At 62.0% G+C, this 16,544-nt stretch carries 20 protein-coding genes; 14 read left to right on the top strand and 6 right to left on the bottom strand.

The annotated features are described in order from the left end of the window. Positions 1 to 12: 12 nt before the first annotated feature. Complete coding sequence (locus tag AC1D2R_RS10525) at positions 13 to 1,119, top strand: Gfo/Idh/MocA family protein (RefSeq protein ID WP_477967216.1); 1,107 nt, start codon at positions 13 to 15, stop codon at positions 1,117 to 1,119. A 336-nt stretch (positions 1,120 to 1,455) separates the two neighbouring features. Here the strand turns inward: AC1D2R_RS10525 and AC1D2R_RS10520 are convergent, their stop codons facing one another. Both AC1D2R_RS10520 and AC1D2R_RS10515 read right to left on the bottom strand, forming a co-directional pair. Beyond that, entirely contained in the window at positions 1,456 to 2,619 is a 1,164-nt protein-coding gene (locus tag AC1D2R_RS10520) for an aminotransferase (protein ID WP_477967215.1), read from the bottom strand. A 101-nt stretch (positions 2,620 to 2,720) separates the two neighbouring features. Continuing rightward, positions 2,721 to 3,437: a Crp/Fnr family transcriptional regulator gene (locus tag AC1D2R_RS10515; RefSeq protein WP_477967214.1), complete on the bottom strand. Its 717-nt coding sequence runs from the start codon at positions 3,435 to 3,437 to the stop codon at positions 2,721 to 2,723. Between the two features lie 32 nt (positions 3,438 to 3,469). On the opposite strand from AC1D2R_RS10515, the gene AC1D2R_RS10510 reads away from it, so the two are divergent. The 10 genes from AC1D2R_RS10510 to AC1D2R_RS10465 all read left to right on the top strand — a co-directional run bounded on the left by AC1D2R_RS10510 (position 3,470) and on the right by AC1D2R_RS10465 (position 12,355). Continuing rightward, on the top strand, positions 3,470 to 3,781 hold the full coding sequence (locus tag AC1D2R_RS10510; RefSeq protein WP_477967213.1) for a hypothetical protein: 312 nt from the start codon (positions 3,470 to 3,472) through the stop codon (positions 3,779 to 3,781). Next, positions 3,781 to 4,212: a hypothetical protein gene (locus AC1D2R_RS10505; RefSeq protein ID WP_477967212.1), complete on the top strand. Its 432-nt coding sequence runs from the start codon at positions 3,781 to 3,783 to the stop codon at positions 4,210 to 4,212. Before AC1D2R_RS10510 ends, AC1D2R_RS10505 begins: the two co-directional genes overlap by 1 nt. Positions 4,213 to 4,237: 25 nt before the next feature. Further along, complete coding sequence (locus AC1D2R_RS10500) at positions 4,238 to 4,816, top strand: GbsR/MarR family transcriptional regulator (RefSeq protein WP_477967211.1); 579 nt, start codon at positions 4,238 to 4,240, stop codon at positions 4,814 to 4,816. A 4-nt stretch (positions 4,817 to 4,820) separates the two neighbouring features. Next, on the top strand, positions 4,821 to 6,515 hold the full coding sequence (cydD, locus tag AC1D2R_RS10495; protein WP_477967210.1) for a thiol reductant ABC exporter subunit CydD: 1,695 nt from the start codon (positions 4,821 to 4,823) through the stop codon (positions 6,513 to 6,515). Then, positions 6,512 to 8,203, top strand: a complete 1,692-nt coding sequence (locus AC1D2R_RS10490) for an amino acid ABC transporter ATP-binding/permease protein (protein ID WP_477967209.1) — start codon at positions 6,512 to 6,514, stop codon at positions 8,201 to 8,203. Before cydD ends, AC1D2R_RS10490 begins: the two co-directional genes overlap by 4 nt. A gap of 79 nt (positions 8,204 to 8,282) precedes the next feature. After that, positions 8,283 to 9,863, top strand: a complete 1,581-nt coding sequence (locus tag AC1D2R_RS10485; RefSeq protein ID WP_477967208.1) for a cytochrome ubiquinol oxidase subunit I — start codon at positions 8,283 to 8,285, stop codon at positions 9,861 to 9,863. Positions 9,864 to 9,868: 5 nt separating this feature from the next. Next, positions 9,869 to 11,023 carry a cytochrome d ubiquinol oxidase subunit II gene (cydB, locus tag AC1D2R_RS10480; RefSeq protein WP_477967207.1) on the top strand — a complete coding sequence of 385 codons (1,155 nt, stop codon included), beginning with the start codon at positions 9,869 to 9,871 and terminating at the stop codon, positions 11,021 to 11,023. 12 nt (positions 11,024 to 11,035) lie between these two features. Further along, positions 11,036 to 11,146: a cytochrome bd-I oxidase subunit CydX gene (gene cydX / locus AC1D2R_RS10475; RefSeq protein ID WP_477967206.1), complete on the top strand. Its 111-nt coding sequence runs from the start codon at positions 11,036 to 11,038 to the stop codon at positions 11,144 to 11,146. A 236-nt stretch (positions 11,147 to 11,382) separates the two neighbouring features. Further along, entirely contained in the window at positions 11,383 to 11,979 is a 597-nt protein-coding gene (locus tag AC1D2R_RS10470; protein WP_477967205.1) for a DJ-1/PfpI family protein, read from the top strand. Between the two features lie 25 nt (positions 11,980 to 12,004). Then, positions 12,005 to 12,355 (top strand): ribbon-helix-helix domain-containing protein, encoded by a 351-nt coding sequence (locus tag AC1D2R_RS10465; protein ID WP_477967204.1) that lies wholly within the window; start codon positions 12,005 to 12,007, stop codon positions 12,353 to 12,355. A gap of 12 nt (positions 12,356 to 12,367) precedes the next feature. On the opposite strand, the gene AC1D2R_RS10460 is transcribed toward AC1D2R_RS10465, so the two are convergent. Beyond that, a complete protein-coding gene (locus AC1D2R_RS10460) occupies positions 12,368 to 12,856 on the bottom strand; it encodes a GAF domain-containing protein (protein WP_477967203.1) in 489 nt (162 codons plus the stop codon). 373 nt (positions 12,857 to 13,229) lie between these two features. Between AC1D2R_RS10460 and AC1D2R_RS10455 the strand changes: the two genes are divergently transcribed. The 3 genes from AC1D2R_RS10455 to AC1D2R_RS10445 all read left to right on the top strand — a co-directional run bounded on the left by AC1D2R_RS10455 (position 13,230) and on the right by AC1D2R_RS10445 (position 15,066). Next, on the top strand, positions 13,230 to 13,490 hold the full coding sequence (locus tag AC1D2R_RS10455; protein ID WP_477967202.1) for an RNA-binding protein: 261 nt from the start codon (positions 13,230 to 13,232) through the stop codon (positions 13,488 to 13,490). A 20-nt stretch (positions 13,491 to 13,510) separates the two neighbouring features. Next, positions 13,511 to 13,984 carry an NUDIX hydrolase gene (locus AC1D2R_RS10450; protein ID WP_477967201.1) on the top strand — a complete coding sequence of 158 codons (474 nt, stop codon included), beginning with the start codon at positions 13,511 to 13,513 and terminating at the stop codon, positions 13,982 to 13,984. Between the two features lie 125 nt (positions 13,985 to 14,109). Further along, the gene (locus tag AC1D2R_RS10445) at positions 14,110 to 15,066 is read left to right on the top strand and encodes a DMT family transporter (RefSeq protein ID WP_477967200.1); all 957 of its coding nucleotides are present in this window, start codon (positions 14,110 to 14,112) and stop codon (positions 15,064 to 15,066) included. A 100-nt stretch (positions 15,067 to 15,166) separates the two neighbouring features. Here the strand turns inward: AC1D2R_RS10445 and AC1D2R_RS10440 are convergent, their stop codons facing one another. The 3 genes from AC1D2R_RS10440 to AC1D2R_RS10430 all read right to left on the bottom strand — a co-directional run bounded on the left by AC1D2R_RS10440 (position 15,167) and on the right by AC1D2R_RS10430 (position 16,533). Beyond that, a complete protein-coding gene (locus AC1D2R_RS10440; RefSeq protein ID WP_477967199.1) occupies positions 15,167 to 15,547 on the bottom strand; it encodes a hypothetical protein in 381 nt (126 codons plus the stop codon). A 161-nt stretch (positions 15,548 to 15,708) separates the two neighbouring features. Further along, a complete protein-coding gene (locus AC1D2R_RS10435) occupies positions 15,709 to 16,008 on the bottom strand; it encodes a hypothetical protein (protein WP_477967198.1) in 300 nt (99 codons plus the stop codon). A gap of 102 nt (positions 16,009 to 16,110) precedes the next feature. Further along, complete coding sequence (locus AC1D2R_RS10430) at positions 16,111 to 16,533, bottom strand: secondary thiamine-phosphate synthase enzyme YjbQ (RefSeq protein ID WP_477967197.1); 423 nt, start codon at positions 16,531 to 16,533, stop codon at positions 16,111 to 16,113. Positions 16,534 to 16,544 lie beyond the last annotated feature (11 nt).

Here is a 16,544-nt window from a genome sequence, read left to right as displayed (position 1 = left end):
GAGCATGAGCAAATGCGTCTACTCGTTCTTGGAACAGGCGTTATGGCCAAAAACCAGGTTGCCAACTTCCTCGCCATCGATGGCGTGGAAGTGGTCGGCGCCGTCGACACGGATCAGGCTCGCCTCGATGAATTCGCCGATCACTTCCACATCGACAAGCGTTTCCGCACGCTGGAGGAAGCGATCGCCTGGGGCGAATTCGATGCCGCCACCAACGTCACGCCCGACCGCATCCACCATGCGACCAGCCTGGCGCTGATTGCCGCGGGCAAGCATGTCTTCTGCGAAAAGCCGCTTGCGGAAAATTACGCCGATGCGCTGGAGATGACGGAAGCGGCGGAAGCCGCCGGTGTCATCAACATGGTCAACCTGACCTACCGCAACGTCGCACCGCTGCAGCGTGCCCGCGAAATGGTGCTGGCCGGCGAGCTCGGCACCATCCGCCATGTCGAGGCCTCCTATCTGCAGAGCTGGCTGGTTTCGCGCGCATGGGGCGACTGGCGCACGGAATCGCGCTGGCTGTGGCGCCTTTCGACCGGCCATGGCTCGAACGGCGTGCTCGGCGATGTCGGCATCCACATCCTCGACTTCGCCGCCTACGGCGCCGCGACCGATATCGACCATGTCTTCGCCCGCCTCAAGACCTTCAACAAGGCACCGGGCGGCCAGATCGGCGAATATCTGCTCGACGCCAATGACAGCTTCACGATGTCCGTCGATTTCACCAACGGTGCGCTCGGCGTCATCCACGCCACCCGGTGGGCGACCGGCCACCTCAATGAGCTGAAGCTGCGCATCTATGGTGAAAAGGGCAGCCTGGAGGTCGTGCATCGCCCCGATGGCTCGGACCTGCGCGGCTGCTTTGGCGAGGACATCGAGACCGCCTTTTGGCGCGATATCGAGGTTCCCGCCGTGCTGACCAACTACCAGCGTTTCGCCGAGGCTGTGAGAACCGGCAAGCAGGACGACCCGACGTTCCGCCACGCCGCGAACCTGCAGAAGGTCATCGACCTCGCGATCGTGTCGGAAAAGGAACGGCGAGAGCTCAATCTGCTGGCTGCTCAGGAACAGGAAAGCCCGCAGGATCAGCGCATACCGCCGCTGACGATCGTCGTTTAGAGCACGCGGAACTGCCAAGGCTTTCAAAGCCCTGCTGTGTCGATGGTCTGCTTTGGCAACGCCTGTCGCCGCCCTCGTCTTTGTGCTCGTCACAAAGACGAGGGCGTTCAGGTCCTTGAACGGGAAAAGGCCCTTCCCACGGCGCAGACGCGCCGTGGCTTGGATTTCCGTCACAAGGACAGGAACGAGGAAAGGTGGATGTGTCCGCCAAAACGATACGCAGTCGTCATCGCAAGGCCCGGCCGGCAGACCCTGTTTGTCTGGTCGGACATTGGATCACCGGAAGTCTTATCGTCTCCGGATAGAATATATCAAACCAGCAGAGCTTCAGGCGCATCACCCCAGCCGATCGGCCAGAAGCGCGATTGAGGCCGCATCGGCATTCGCGAATGCCAGTCGAAGGTAGCGCTCCTGCCCCTCTCCGAAATAGCTTCCGGGCAGGCAGACGACGCCAGCCTCCTTCGCAAGCTTTTCTGCGACCGCCGACGAGCTCAGGGCCTCGAACGGATGCCGGATGAACGCAAAATAGGCGCCGATGGCGCCGATCTCCCAGCCGTGCAGTGCCGCCATGACTGATATCAGCGCATCCGCGCGCCGTGTGATTTCCGCCCGATTGCCGGCGCGCCAGTCGGCAAGAATGGGCATCGCTCCGGCAACGGCAACCTGCGCCGCGCGCGGCGCGCAGATCTGCATGTTGTCCATGACCTTGGTGATCTCGGCAATGACGTTCACGCCGGCGGTGATCGCTCCAAGCCGATGGCCCGGAATGCAGAAGGACTTCGAGAAGCTGTAGAGCAGGACGAGCGTATCCTCCCAACCCTGAATGGTCAGCAACGGATGCGGCGCGCCGTAGCCATCTGGCAGAAAATCGCGATAGGTCTCGTCGACGATCAGCCACGCGCCATGCTTCCGGCAAAGCATAAACAGCTCATGGAGCAATTCCGGTGGATAGATCGCGCCGGTCGGATTGTTCGGCGTCACGATCGCAAGCGCCTTTGCGCCACCCGCCAAGGCCCTTTCGGCGGAGCGAACGTCCGGCAGGAATCCGTTTTCGGCATCGCACTCGACCAGCGCACGCCTGATGCCGAGCATCGACAGCGTTGTATCCTGGTTGAAATAGAAGGGATTGGTCAGCGCCACGGTATCGCCGGAACCCGCGAGCGCAATCGCCACCGACATGAAGGCCTGATTGCAACCGGCCGTGATATGAACATTGTCCGCCGACACCGGCGCCCCATAAACCGCCGACATGTGCTGCGCGTAAGCCTCGCGCAGCACCTCCTCACCCTCGATCGGCCCGTAGCCGGTCGTTTTTGGCGACGCTGCCGCTTCTCCGAGCAGTCGCAGCATGTCGGGGTGCGCTGGATAACCGGGCACGGCCTGAGAAAGGTCGACCAGCGGCCCCTTGCCTCCCCCGTATTCGCGCGCCCATGCGAGAACGGACGGGATCGGTGGGGGCGACAATCGGGAAACGAGCTGATTGGCTTGCGCGGCGGGCATGAATGATCTCTTTTGGCGTTATGAAAGCGAGAAACAAGCACTCCTGCACAAAATGGGCGGGCTCGGCAACACGCATTCGATCACCGTCGCGCGCATCTCCGTCAAGATCCGCAGCACGCCTTGAGCCCTGAAAGTCGTGGCACCTCGATATGCCTGTTGGCAGCAATCGATATGATCCCATCGGCCTTGAGCCGCGATAGCTGGCGCGACACCGTCTCGATCGTCAGCCCCAGAAAGTCGGCAATATCGGCGCGCGACAAAGGCAGGTCGAAACGACGGCTGTCGCCTTCTGCCTCCGGATCAAGGTGGGTTGCGATCAGCAACAGGAAGCTTGCGACTTTTTCGGCTGCCGTCTTGCGTCCGAGTGTGACCATCCACTCGCGTGCCTCGTCGAGCTCGCGCAACGTCTGCGCCATAAGGCGCTCCGCGAGGGCAGGATTGCTCTTCACCATCCGCTCGAGTGCCGCCTTCGGAACGCGACAGAGGCTCACATCGGACGCCGCCTCGGCCGAGACCGCATTTTCCACAGCATTCAATCGGCCCAGAAAGTCCGGCGCGAATTGCAGGCCGACGATCTGCTGGCGACCGTCCTCCAACGTCTTCGTCAGCTTCACGACGCCCCGAATGACGGTGGCATAGGATTCGGCCGCCATCTTCTCGCCCGCAAGTTCCTCGCCGGCATCATGATTGACGAGCCGCGTGTGGGCGGACAGTGCCAAAAGCTCGTCCGCGTTGAGCGCGCCGCACATGCCCTTGTGGCGAACCTCGCAACTTACGCAACGTACTGGGATGTTTGAGTTATGTATGTCTTTGCGCATCAAATCAGCTCCTCGCGAAGCATAGAGCACCGTTGCTGTCGGACAACAGCGTTTTCTCGATCCCGATCAAAGTGGGTGCGTTCGCGACCGGCCCGATCGATCGCTTCGAGATGGCAAGGGTGGGTGCTCAGGCAATTGTTAGAGCCGGATTCGGACCTGGCGGTCTCGACGATTCAGCCAGACCGGACGACAGCGCGGCACGCGCCGTCTCAAAGGGCGCCCTGCAACGGAGTTTCCAGGGCTACTCCGCGGATGGCGCGGATAGCCTGATCGGCTTCGGCGCCTCCTCGATCGGCCCTTTGCCGCAAGGCTATGTCCAGAACGTCTCCGCGACGGGGCAATAGTGCCACAGGTCTCAGAGGGCCGCCTCCCCGTCGCGCGCGGCTTTGCGCTATCGCAGAGCGATCGCGCAGCGGCTGGTACAATTGAAGGCCTGATGTGGCGCTACGTCTTTTCGATCACCGGCTTGCGCGCCCGCTCCGGCAAGGCGGCCCATGCGGTCTGCAGCGATGCGATGCGCGTGCATCACCAAGACGCCGACGGCTCCAAGCGTTTTGACGGGGAGAGATTTGCGCTCACGCCCCAGGGACGTCCATTCGTCCGCACCATGGCGTCGGCGTTGGACAGGCGAGACATTCTCAAGCCGTTTGATCCGGATCAAGCGGGCTCCCAGGCGAACCTCACCAAGACCGACCGCAACGCCACATTGCCGCAGCCAACACTTGCCGATTGTTCTCAGTATGGACGCAGCTATAGTAATTTCAGAAATTTCTGAAATCACAGACATAACGGAAAGCACAATGAACCTCCCGCCGCTTGTTCAATCCTTTGTCCTGCACTTCGGCGAAATGGGCTCGCGGTGGGGAATCAACCGCACCGTCGGGCAGATCTACGCCCTGCTCTATGTCTCGCCGTCCCCGCTATGCGCAGAAGAGATCGCCGATTCACTGGGCATCTCGCGCTCGAACGTGTCGATGAGCCTGCGCGAACTGCAGACATGGAACCTCGTCCTTCTCAAGCACAAACCGGACGACCGTCGCGATTTCTTCACCACCCCTGATGACGTCTGGCTGATTCTGAGAACCCTGGCAGAGGAACGCAAGAAACGGGAAGTCGATCCTACCCTTTCTGTCCTTCGCGAAATCCTCATGCAACGACCGGCAAGCGAGGCCGAACGCCATGCGCAGGAGCGCATGAGCGAGATGCACGCCTTGATTGAACAGCTAACGCACTGGTATGAGGACGTAAAACAGCTTGAAACTGAACGGCTGGCGACGTTACTCTCGCTAGGAGCGAAAGTGACGAAGCTGTTGGAGGCCAAGGACCGAGTCGTTTCGCTCGGCCGCGGCCGCCGGCCCAATCCTGCGAACAAGAGTTAGCGCCATGACGAGTGCTCACTTCGACGCAAATGGAAAGCAGGCTTCCGGCGAGCCGGGCAAATCCGTGCGCAAGCCTTCCAGCCTGAGAGAGGCCGCTGCGATCCAGACCGTTGCCGCGCTACTATGGATTCCGCAGGCAGCATGTCTTTCTATCGCCGTCGGGCGTCTGGCAAATGGCGGTACGGTCGGGGGCGTTGTGTGGCCGGCCGCCTTCATTGCCCTCCTCGGCATCGCCAAATGCTGTCTCGACGCGGCTGGCGGCCGCATGGCATTCCAGGCGGCCCGCACCGAGCTCACCCTCCGCCGGGCAGCAGCCGTCGCAGCGGTAGCGCGGCGCTCGCCGGTGGACGCCACGCGCCCGTCGTCCGGGCAGGCGGCCAGCATTCTTGGGGAGCAGGCCGAACTGATCGTCCCCTATCTGTCCCGATTCCAGCCCGGCCGTTTCAAGGCGAGCGCAGTACCGCTGGTGATCCTTGCCTGCATCCTCCCGTTTTCATGGGTCGCCGCATCCATCCTCCTGTTCGCAATGCCGCTCATTCCTGTCTTCATGGCACTCATTGGCTGGAGCGCCCAGGCTGCGAGCGAGAAGCAGCTCGCGGCAACCGGTGGCCTGAACGGCTTTCTGCTCGATCGCCTGCGCGGGCTTGCAACCATCCGCTCCCTCGACGCCGTGGATGCCACGGCTCTCAAGCTGAGAGCAGATGCTCAATCACTCAGGACCCGGACGATGGCGGTCTTGAAGATCGCCTTCCTGTCGTCGGCCGTTCTCGAACTCTTTGCGGCGCTCGGCGTTGCGATGGTCGCGGTGTATGTCGGCTTTTCGCTGCTTGGCGAGATCCGCTTCGGCGCATGGGCAAGCGGCCTCGATCTGACGAGCGGCCTCTTCGTCCTGCTGCTTGCCCCCGCCTTCTTCGAGCCGCTGCGCGAGCTGTCCGCTGTCTGGCACGACCGCGCCGCCGGCGAGGCCGCCCTCAAATCCCTCGAAGCGCTGGGCGAGGACGGCATCATGCTCGGGGCGATACCCCGTCAGTCCGTCGCAGCAGACAGCGGCAGCGACCTGAGGCTCGAAAACGTTAGCTTCCGTTATGGCAAGGAAGCCCCTCTCGCCGTCGACGCCTTCGATCTTCATATCCGCGCCGGCGAACACATTGCGCTTGTCGGCACAAGCGGTTCCGGCAAGTCGACCTTGCTCGCCCTGATGGCCGGTCTCGCGCCCTGCGAAAGCGGCCGCATCACCATCGGCAGCGAGCGTGCCACAATCGCGGCACAGCCGACAATCGCCTGGATCGGCCAGAAACCGCACATCTTCGCAGGGACGATGGCGCAGAACGTGGCACTCGGCCGGCCGGAGGTTTCGCCGCGCAAGGCGGCTGACGCGCTGGACTTCGCCAGGCTTGATCCCGTCGCCAAGGCCTACGGCCACCGGCCGCTCGGGGAAAGCGGCATCGGTCTTTCCGGCGGAGAAGCGCTGCGCCTTGCCATCGCCCGCGCCGCAGCCAATCCCGAGGTCGGCATCATCCTGGCCGACGAGCCGACAGCCCACCTCGACGCGACGACAGCAAGAGAAATCACCGACCGCCTGCTTGCCCTTGCAAACGGCAGGACACTGGTCGTGGCGACCCACGATCCGCGCCTTGCCGCGCGCATGAGCCGGACCATAAACCTGGACACGGAAACAGCGCGGGAGGCTGCCGAATGAGCATATCGGTTTCCCATCTGAAGCCCGTCATCAGGCTGTTTTTCGCCAGCCAGCGGCGCGGTCTTCTGATCGGCGCGGCGCTCTCGGCGACAACGGTTGCCGCGGGGATTGCGCTGCTCGGCCTTTCGGGCTGGTTCATCACCGCGACCGCAATTGCCGGAATATCGATAACAACGGCCGTAACCTTCGATGTGTTCGCGCCATCGGCCGGCATCCGCCTCCTTGCCATCGGGCGCACCGCAGCACGCTACGGCGAACGGCTGACGACGCATGACGCAACGCTCGGCGTGCTCGCAAGCCTGCGCGAAGGGCTTTTCCGCGGCTTTGCCCGGGCCGGTGCGGCGACAGAGCTGATGCGCCGTCCGGCGCGCCTGCTCTTCCGCCTCACGGGGGACATCGATGCGCTGGATTCGCTCTATCTCAGGGTCCTCGTGCCCGCAGGTGTCGCTGTTGCTGCGGCAATCGGGACGAGCATCGCGCTTGGCCTCATGCATCCCCTGTTCGGACTGCTGGCCGGTCTTTGGCTGCTGGCCGCCGGCCTCGGCATCCCATTGATGGCTGGCCGTCGCGCTGCCAGGCACGCCCGCCGCCGCACCCACGGCATCGAGGCGTTGCGGGCGCGGACGATCGATCTTGTCGCCGGCCAGACCGATCTGCTGATGGCCGGGCGGTTGAACGCCCAGCGTGATGCCATTGCAGCAGCCGACCGATACGCAGCAGATGCCGACGATCGGCTCAACCGCATCGAATCCAGCGTGACCATCGGCTTCGGCCTTGCCTCTACGGCGCTGCTGACGGGTTCGCTGCTCGCCGTCGCAACGCTTTGCGGATCCGGCGGGATCACGCCGCCGGTCGCAGCGCTCGGTATCCTGATTGCGTTTGCCGCTGTCGAGCCCTTCGGTGCACTGCGCCGTGGCGCCATGGAACTCGGCCGGACGCTTCTGGCGGCAAGCCGCATCGCGCCACGCCTGTCGGTCGATGAGGCGACCTATCGAAACGCTTGGCCGGATCCGGGACTTGCAGCGCAACTTTCCAACGTCTGCGCGCGGTATGAAACGTCCGACAGACTGGCCGCCGGAGAGATCACGCTGGAACTTGCAGCCGGTGAACGGCTCGCTTTGGTTGGCGACAGCGGCGCTGGAAAATCGACGCTGCTCGCCCTTCTTTCAGCCGAAATGCAGCCGGTCGCGGGCAACGTTTCAAGCCTGCCGACGACGCTGCTGACGCAACGCACGGAACTCTTCCAGGATACGCTTCGCGGCAATCTCCAGTTGGCAAAGCCTGACGCCACAGATGACGAGCTTCGCACCGCGCTGGCTGAAGCCGGGCTAGTCTGCGATGTCGGGACCCTGCCGCTCGGGCTCGACACAGCGCTTGGCGAAGGCGGCATGGGCCTGTCCGGCGGCCAGGCGCGCCGCCTTGCACTCGCCCGACTTTTCCTGCGCGACACGCCGCTGTGGTTGCTGGACGAGCCGACAGAAGGCCTCGATGGCGCCGTCGCGCGCGATGTAATGACCCGGCTCGCAGGGAAGTCAGATGGCCGCTCGCTCGTGATCGCCACGCATATCCGCCGGGAGGCGGCAATTGCCGACGTCATCGCCGTTCTCGAGGGCGGTCGCATCAAGGAAGTTTCACGCCGTGGAGAGGCGGCGTTCGAAAGGGCTCTGAACCGGCTGAGACCGGATTGAGCCGCAACCGCATAACCCGCCAGGCAATCCGGCATGGCGGAAAACTCTTCGTACCCCGTGGGGCCGTGGGAGAATGACAATGGAACTAGACATAGTCGCGCTATCGCGCTTCCAATTCGCGCTGACTGCGCTCTATCACTTTTTGTTCGTGCCGCTGACGCTCGGCCTCTCTGTGCTGCTTGCGATCATGGAAACCGTCTACGTCATGACTGGCCGCCAGATCTGGCGGCAGATGACGAAATTCTGGGGCGTGCTCTTCGGCATCAACTTTGCAATCGGGGTCGCCACCGGCATCGTCATGGAGTTCCAGTTCGGCATGAACTGGAGCTATTACAGCTACTACGTCGGCGACATCTTCGGTGCACCGTTGGCGATCGAAGGGCTGATGGCCTTCTTCCTCGAGGCGACGTTCGTCGGCCTGTTCTTTTTCGGCTGGGACAAGCTGTCCAAGGTCGGCCACCTCGTTGCGACCTGGTGCGTGGCGCTCGGCTCCAATTTCTCGGCGCTCTGGATCCTGATCGCCAACGGCTGGATGCAGAACCCCGTCGGTTCGGCGCTCAATCCGCAAACCATGCGCATGGAGATCACCAGCTTCTTCGACGTGGTCTTCAACCCTGTCGCCCAGGCGAAGTTCGTCCACACCGTGTCGGCGGGCTATGTCTGCGCTTCGATCTTCGTCCTCGGCGTCTCGGCCTGGTACCTGTTGAAGGGACGGCATATCGAAATCGCCAAGCGGTCCATGACCGTTGCCGCATCCTTCGGCCTCGCCTCCGCACTCTCGGTCGTCGTGCTCGGGGATGAAAGCGGTTACCTCGCAACAGAGAACCAGAAGATGAAGCTCGCCGCGATCGAGGCGATGTGGAAGACGGAACCGGCGCCGGCAGCTTTCACGGCCTTCGGCTTCCCCGATCAGCAGGCACGCGAAACGCATTTCGCAGTCCACATTCCGTGGGTCATGGGCTTGATTGGTACGCGTTCGCTGACGACCGAAATTCCAGGCATCGATAAGCTCGAACAACAGGCCGAAGTGCGCATCCGCGACGGCATCAAAGCCTACGATGCGCTGATGCAGATCCGCGCCGCACCTGCCCAGGGTCAGGTCGCCCAGCAAGTCCGCAGCTCCTTCGAGGAACTCGGCCATGAGCTTGGCTACGCACTACTTCTGAAGCGCTACGTCGACGACCCGCGCCAGGCGACGGACGAGCAGATTGCCCAGGCGGCACGTGACACGATCCCGCATGTGCCGACCCTCTTCTGGTCGTTCCGCATCATGGTCGGCCTTGGAATGTTCTTCATCCTGCTGACGGCGACATTTTTCTGGCTCTCCGCACGGCGGCATCTCGACAAGTATCCGCTGCTCCTGAAAATCGCCGTTCTGGCGATCCCGCTTCCATGGATTGCCATCGAAGCAGGTTGGATCGTTGCCGAGATCGGCCGCCAGCCCTGGGTCATCGAAGGGGTGTTGCCGACCGCACTGGCCGTCTCCAGCCTCGGCGCCAGCACGGTTCTGCTGACCATCATCGGCTTTGCCACTCTCTATACGGTGCTGATCGTGATCGAGATGACCCTGATGATCCGGGCCATCAAGAAGGGACCGGCACCGGACGACGAGCCGGACGCCGAGCTCATTTCTAAAATCCTCGTTCCTGCTGCGGAGTGATCGCCATGATCCTGCACGAACTCATAGACTACGAAACCCTGCGGGTGATCTGGTGGCTGCTTCTGGGCGTGCTGCTGATCGCCTTTGCCGCCACCGATGGCTTCGACCTTGGCGTCGGCACACTGCTGCCCTTCGTCGCCAAGACGGACACGGAAAGACGTGTCGCCATCAACACGATCGGCCCCGTCTGGGAAGGGAACCAGGTCTGGCTCATCCTCGGAGGCGGCGCCATCTTCGCTGCCTGGCCGCCGCTCTATGCCGTTTCGTTCTCCGGCTTCTACCTCGCGATGTTCGCGATCCTCTTCGCGCTCATCCTGCGGCCGGTTGGCTTCAAGTACCGCTCGAAGCGCGAAAGCCCCCGTTGGCGCAACAACTGGGACTGGGCGCTGTTCATCGGCGGCTTCGTGCCGTCGCTGATCTTTGGCGTTGCCGTTGGCAACGTCCTGCAGGGCGTGCCCTTCCGCTTCGATCCTGCTGACATGCGGATCTTCTACGAAGGCACGTTCTTCGGCCTGCTCAATCCCTATGCCCTGCTCTGCGGTCTGTTGTCGGTCGCCATGCTCGTCCTGCACGGCGCCTCGTGGCTGGTCCTCAAGGCAAGCGGGCCGGTTGCCGAGCGTGCAAGGAGCTACGGCAGCATCGCAGCGCTTGCCGTGATCATGCTGTTTGCTCTCGGCGGCATCTTCCTGGCGCTTGGCGTCCACGGCTTTAGCATCACCAGCGACGTCACACCGGCCGGCCCCTCCAATCCGTTGCTGAAGACAGCAGCGCACGACGGCTCGTGGCTGGCGAACTACGCAGCCTATCCCTGGATGTTGATCGCACCGATCCTCGGTTTCCTCGGTGCAGCGGCAGCGTTCATCTGCATGCGGGCAAAGCTGGAAGTGACGACATTGCTCTTCAGCAAGCTGTCGATCTTCGGGATCATCTCGACCGTGGGCCTTTCGATGTTCCCGTTCATCCTCCCCTCCTCGCTCGACCCCAATTCGAGCCTGACGGTGTGGGACGCCTCGTCGAGCCACCTGACGCTCTTCATCATGCTGGTGGTATCGGTGATCTTCCTGCCGATCATCTTCGCCTACACCGCCTGGGTCTACAAGGTGCTCTGGGGCAAAGTCGACGAGCAGACCGTCAACGACAAGAGCGGCCACGCTTACTGAAGGAGATAGACGATGTGGTATTTTGCATGGATCCTCGGCCTGCCTCTGGCCGCAGCCTTCGCCGTCCTCAACGCCATGTGGTACGAGCTGATGGACGATGACGCCAAGAAAAAGAAGCACTGATCGCTGCTTCTGACCTGTCAAGATCTGGAGGGATGCGCTCGATGCAGAGCGCATCCTTTTTTTGGGGCCGAGCGTTTCCGTTGCACGGCGCACCCGCGTGGGGTGTTCCGTGCGGTCTGTCACACGCAGGCGGGCTGTCGCGGCCGAGAAGCGGAATTTTTGCTGTAGTATTCCCTTAGTACCCTCGCATGCCTGCACCTTGCTAAGCTCTCGACGTTGTTCTGGGAGGAAAACATATGCCAGCTTCGAAAATTCTCATGATTACGGGCGACTTCACGGAAGACTACGAGACGATGGTGCCGTTCCAGACGCTGCTTGCCTGCGGTTACACCGTGCACGCCGTCTGCCCTGGAAAAAATGCAGGCGAAACCATCGCGACTGCCATCCACGATTTTGAAGGCGACCAGACCTATTCGGAAAAGCGAGGTCATAACTTCGCGTTGAACGCCAGCTTTTCGAGCATCCGTGCCGAAGACTACGATGCGCTGGTGATCCCTGGCGGTCGCGCGCCGGAATACCTGCGGCTCAACCCGGATGTCATCAAGGCCGTGCGTCATTTTTTCGAGACGGGAAAGCCGGTCGCCGCGATCTGCCACGGCGCACAGCTGCTGGCTGCTGCCGGCGTGCTGAAGGGGCGCACGTGCTCGGCCTATCCCGCATGCCGGCCCGAAGTCGAGCTTGCGGGCGGCATCTATGCTGACATCGCCATCAGCGACGCCGTCTGCGACGGCAATCTCGTCACGGCTCCGGCCTGGCCCGCCCATCCCTCGTGGCTGCGGCAGTTCATGACTGTGCTTGACGCAGCGTCCCTGCTAGAAACGAACGCCGCCTGAGGAGACGGGCAAAGGGAGGGAAGAGATGTGCGAGCTGTTCATCAAGGCGGACGCAAAACTCTGGGAGAGCACGACGCGTTCACTGCGCATCGATGGCATGGTCACGAGCGTTCGGCTGGAGAACTTTTTCTGGTCGACGCTTGAGGAAATCGCCCGCCGTGATCGCATGAACGTCACGCAACTGATCACGCGACTGCATCACGAGTCGATCGACGCGGGTCACGATCTCGGAAACTTCACCTCGTTTCTGAGAGTGTGCTGCGCCCGCTATCTCGCCCTGCAGCTTTCCGGCGACATCCCCTCGGACGTCACGCAACCGATCGCCGGCCTCAACGCTCCTGCAATCCTGGTCCGAGAACGGCAAAAGTATCACTGAGCCTGCACGAGATTAGTAGCTGGCCTCGATGAAAATCCTGGCCAGCGCTTCGATGCCGACCTGATCGTCGGCATCGAAGCGCGAAACGATCGGACTGTCGAGGTCGATGACCCCCAGGATCTTGTTGTCATGGCGCAGTGGCACCACCAGCTCGGAACGGGAAGCGGCATCGCAGGCGATATGCCCCGGAAACGCATGAACGTCCTCGACTAGAACAGACATCCCCTTTTCAACGGCAGTCCCACAGACGCCGCGACCCACGGCGATGCGGACACAGGCGGTTCTCCCCTGGAACGGTCCCAGGACGAGCTCGTCCTTCGATTTCAGAAAGTAGAAACCCGCCCAGTTCAAATCGGGCATCATCTCGAACATCAATGCCGATGTGTTTGCAGCATTGGCGATCACATCGCTTTCGCCGTGCAGGAGGCCCTTCAGTTGCTGGCTCAGTTCCCGGTAGAATTCCACCTTGTCGGTCTGATCAATCTTCGCCGCTTGAAACATGTCGGTCGCCGCTCGTTTTCGTTTCGCAGTACCTTTCATATAGTGACGCCGCCCGGTCCTGCCAATCGGCCCAGCATGCCGAAATCATTGGCGATTGCTGCCATCGCGATCTTGTCGGACGGCGATCGAACCATATTTACCCTAGCGGCAACTTTTCGATCATGGGGCCTGTAAGGACGGTCGGCGGATACTCGCCGCGCGTTTGCAGACAGCGGCCGGCAAGCGAAGCCAAGTCCGCTCGGTAGCACCGGACATGTTTATCGAAGACGCGTCAAAAGCGCCCGACCTCGTCTCAACGATAACCGACCACCGGCCGCTGCTTCCTGTGAGAGGCTAGAATAGAAGCATTCATTTTCAGACCGAGGTAAGCACCATGACACCGGAAGATAGACAGGCAGTCTTCAGCCATCGCCAGATTGCAGCGATCATCAAGGGCATCACGTTGGAGGACGGCACAGACGCGCCGATCACGGGAAAGTCGCTCGGCGAGGCGATCCTTTTCGTCTCCGAGGAAGCGGCAACCAATGCAGCTAGCGCCCATATCGTCTACGGCGCCAACGAGTCGCTGAGCTATACCGACTGCCTCAGCATATATCGCGACTACGCAGCAGCGCTCCGCCGTGGGTCGAACTGACAGGTTCAGAGAGGATCGACATGGCGAAGCGAAGTGCCGGTCTGGTGATCTACCGGCGCCACGAAACCGACTATGAAGTTCTGCTGGTGCACCCAGGCGGACCGTACTGGGCAAAGAAGGACGACGGTTGCTGGTCGATCCCCAAAGGGCTTGTTAACGAGCACGAGAATGATCTTGCCGCAGCCATCCGCGAGACGAAGGAAGAGATCGGCGTCAACATCGATGGGTCGTTCGCCGCTCTCGGCTCCTACAGGCAACCGGGCGGCAAGACCGTTGTCGCCTGGGCGGTCGAGGCAGATGTCGACGCGAGTGCGATCACCAGCAACCCCTTTAGCATCGAATGGCCGCCCCATTCGGGCGGGATGCAGGCGTTTCCGGAGGTCGATCGGGCGAAATGGTTCGGCCTGGTTGACGCCGAGACCAAGATTCTGGTCGGCCAGCGCCCCATATTGCTGGATTTTGCAAAGCATGTCACCGCACGGGCCAGGCCGTGACGCTGCTCAATGCGGGAGCGTCTGACGCCCTCGATTGTGCATGGCAGCTATTCGCTTTGCGCGCTCGCTTTGCCCGCCTCGCTGAGCCACTTTGACAAAGCTATCCTCCAAATGATTCTGGCCTCATGACAGCTATTAATTCGCCGGTGCGCGGTGTTATCATTGCGTTTGCCGCCTACGCCGTGTTTGCGTTCAGCGACGCGTCGATCAAGATTTTGCACGGCAGCGTCCCTGCCTACCAGATCGCCTTCATCGGCGCCCTGTTCGGGACTTCGGCCCTTCCCTTCATCAAGGCCAAGGACGATTCCTGGCTTGACGTCGTTCGATCGTCGAATCGTTGGCTGTGGCTGCTACGCTTCGTTTGCGGCGCGGTCGGTGCGATCGCCTCGATCATTACCTTCACCCTGCTGCCGATGGCGGAAGCCTTCTGTCTGCTGTTTCTCCTGCCGTCCTTCGTCACGATCCTGTCAGTCATCTTCCTGAAGGAAGATGTCCGGTGGCAGCGATGGGCCGCCGTTATCGTCGGCTTTGCGGGCGTCCTGGTTGTCCTTCGCCCCGGCTTTCGGGAATTGTCGGCCGGTCATCTCGCGGCCGCAATCGGCGGCCTGACGGCGGCAATTTCAATCGTCGTCCTCAGAAAGATGGGACCCGCAGAAAAGCGCCTGTCACTCTATGGAGCGGCGCTGCTCGGTACATTGATCGTCAGTGGCTTTCTGATGCTTTCGCAGGTCATCGTTCCGACGCCGCGCCAATGGCTTTTCCTTGCCAGCTACGGCCTGCTCGGCGCCGCCGGCAACGTGCTGCTGATGACCGCCGCGCGCATCGCGCCGGCAAATCTGGTTGCGCCGCCCCAATACAGCCAGATGCTGTGGGCAATCGCCTTCGGCTATCTGATCTTCGACGATACGATCGATCTGCCGATGGCAGGTGGGATCATCCTGATCATCTGCTCGGGCCTGTTGACGCTGGCGCGCGAACGCAAGCGCGGAACCCCCCTGCCAAGAGCCGTGGTATCCACCGACAATCAGGCACCGCTCGCGACATCGCTCGAGCCTGACGGGGATCAGACCAGACCAACGTAGGGCGGTTCCACACGCTGACCTTGTTCTCTCCGCTCAAAACGGAACAACCCCGCTTGCGGACACGCAGGCGGGGTTGTTCCAATTCAGCCGACATCAGCAACTATCGGCCAAGGACCGGACAGCCGCGAACGTTGCCGAAGCTGATTTCGTCGGCACCGCGACGCGACCAGCCCTGAACGATTACGCGGCGTGGCGTAACGTCAACCACGCGGGCACGGCGGAAGCCATAATCGCGAGCAATATCTTCCGCGAGACGCGGATCACAGCCGCGCGGGCGGCCGTAGCCGTAGCCTTGACCCGGCGGTGGTGGGCGGCCGTAGCCCGGAGGTGGCGGTGGTGGGCGTCCGTACCAGGGAGGTGGTGGCGGACGTCCATCGCCGATATAGATGTCCACCTGAGCGGATGCCGGTGCCGCGGCCCCGGCAAGCGTGCCGGCGGCGAGCACCAAGGCAAAACCCGCCTTGGTCAGAAATTGCATCATCGAAATCTCCATATGCGCGCGACAAGCGGGTCGCACTGCTTTCGATTCATTGTCACCGGTCGGAGAGCCCTTCCGGAGGTGCACAGTCATATGCGATTCGCACAAAGCAGGCGGAAAATGGCACGGCTAAGGCGAACCGGTTCGCGCGCCCGGACGCGTCGTCAGCGGCGCATCATCGGGCATCCGCGGAGGTTTGCGAACGTCATCCGGTCCCAGCCACGATATCCGCGACCAGAAACAACCATGCGGCGCGGTGTAATGCTGGTCACCCTTGCGTCGCGCAAACCGGCAAAGCGCGCCCTCTGGACAGCCTGCACCGGCGAGCAGCCGCTGGTCGGCCGATACGGGACATCCAGAACGGCTGCGCGATCAGGAGTTGCCGCGGCGATCGGGGCACTTGCGCAAATGGAAGCCAGCGCAACAAGGCAGGCAAGCGAAGCCTTGGCGAGGAAATGATGCATGGCAAACTCTCGATTCTCGTTTCATCGATCTCCCTTTCGGGATTGTCGAGACCATAACCGACTGACAATGAACGATGTTCGAACCATCCATTCAGTTTCAGTTCAGCCGCCGAGATGCAGCACGACCTCGCGCCGGTGTGGCCTGTCGCGATGTTCGAACAGATAAATCCCCTGCCACGTGCCGAGCGCCAGCCGCCCGCTCGTGACCGGGATACCGATCGAAACCTGCGTCAGTGCCGCCTTGATGTGTGCCGGCATGTCGTCGGGGCCCTCCGTGGTATGGACGATCCACCGCATCGACGGATCGGATGAGGGTGGCACGAGGCGGCGAAAGAAGGCGTCGAGGTCGGTTCTAACGTCGGCATCGGCATTTTCCTGGATGAGCAGCGAACAGGAGGTATGCCGAACAAAGACGGTCAAGAGCCCCTCGCCCGCGCCAGAGGACCGAACGAAGGCAGAAACCTCATCCGTAAACTCGTAGAGGCCCGGCCCGCGCGTCGACAGGCTGATGATCTTTTGCGGCATGACGGTTCTCC

Source organism: Rhizobium sp. P1_C7, assembly GCF_056406295.1.
Note: the sequence above shows the minus strand (reverse complement) of the source record. Positions and strands in the feature narration are given on the sequence as shown.

Coding starts and splice junctions, on each gene's coding strand:
- AC1D2R_RS10450 (WP_477967201.1), top strand. CDS start 13,511: ATGGCGAAGCGAAGTGCCGGTCTGGTGATCTACCGGCGCCACGAAACC.
- AC1D2R_RS10470 (WP_477967205.1), top strand. CDS start 11,383: ATGCCAGCTTCGAAAATTCTCATGATTACGGGCGACTTCACGGAAGAC.
- AC1D2R_RS10435 (WP_477967198.1), bottom strand. CDS start 16,008: ATGCATCATTTCCTCGCCAAGGCTTCGCTTGCCTGCCTTGTTGCGCTG.
- AC1D2R_RS10485 (WP_477967208.1), top strand. CDS start 8,283: ATGGAACTAGACATAGTCGCGCTATCGCGCTTCCAATTCGCGCTGACT.
- AC1D2R_RS10515 (WP_477967214.1), bottom strand. CDS start 3,437: ATGCGCAAAGACATACATAACTCAAACATCCCAGTACGTTGCGTAAGT.
- cydB (WP_477967207.1), top strand. CDS start 9,869: ATGATCCTGCACGAACTCATAGACTACGAAACCCTGCGGGTGATCTGG.
- cydD (WP_477967210.1), top strand. CDS start 4,821: ATGACGAGTGCTCACTTCGACGCAAATGGAAAGCAGGCTTCCGGCGAG.
- AC1D2R_RS10525 (WP_477967216.1), top strand. CDS start 13: ATGCGTCTACTCGTTCTTGGAACAGGCGTTATGGCCAAAAACCAGGTT.
- AC1D2R_RS10465 (WP_477967204.1), top strand. CDS start 12,005: ATGTGCGAGCTGTTCATCAAGGCGGACGCAAAACTCTGGGAGAGCACG.
- AC1D2R_RS10500 (WP_477967211.1), top strand. CDS start 4,238: ATGAACCTCCCGCCGCTTGTTCAATCCTTTGTCCTGCACTTCGGCGAA.
- AC1D2R_RS10440 (WP_477967199.1), bottom strand. CDS start 15,547: ATGATGCAATTTCTGACCAAGGCGGGTTTTGCCTTGGTGCTCGCCGCC.
- AC1D2R_RS10455 (WP_477967202.1), top strand. CDS start 13,230: ATGACACCGGAAGATAGACAGGCAGTCTTCAGCCATCGCCAGATTGCA.
- AC1D2R_RS10430 (WP_477967197.1), bottom strand. CDS start 16,533: ATGCCGCAAAAGATCATCAGCCTGTCGACGCGCGGGCCGGGCCTCTAC.
- AC1D2R_RS10520 (WP_477967215.1), bottom strand. CDS start 2,619: ATGCCCGCCGCGCAAGCCAATCAGCTCGTTTCCCGATTGTCGCCCCCA.
- cydX (WP_477967206.1), top strand. CDS start 11,036: ATGTGGTATTTTGCATGGATCCTCGGCCTGCCTCTGGCCGCAGCCTTC.
- AC1D2R_RS10445 (WP_477967200.1), top strand. CDS start 14,110: ATGACAGCTATTAATTCGCCGGTGCGCGGTGTTATCATTGCGTTTGCC.
- AC1D2R_RS10460 (WP_477967203.1), bottom strand. CDS start 12,856: ATGTTTCAAGCGGCGAAGATTGATCAGACCGACAAGGTGGAATTCTAC.
- AC1D2R_RS10490 (WP_477967209.1), top strand. CDS start 6,512: ATGAGCATATCGGTTTCCCATCTGAAGCCCGTCATCAGGCTGTTTTTC.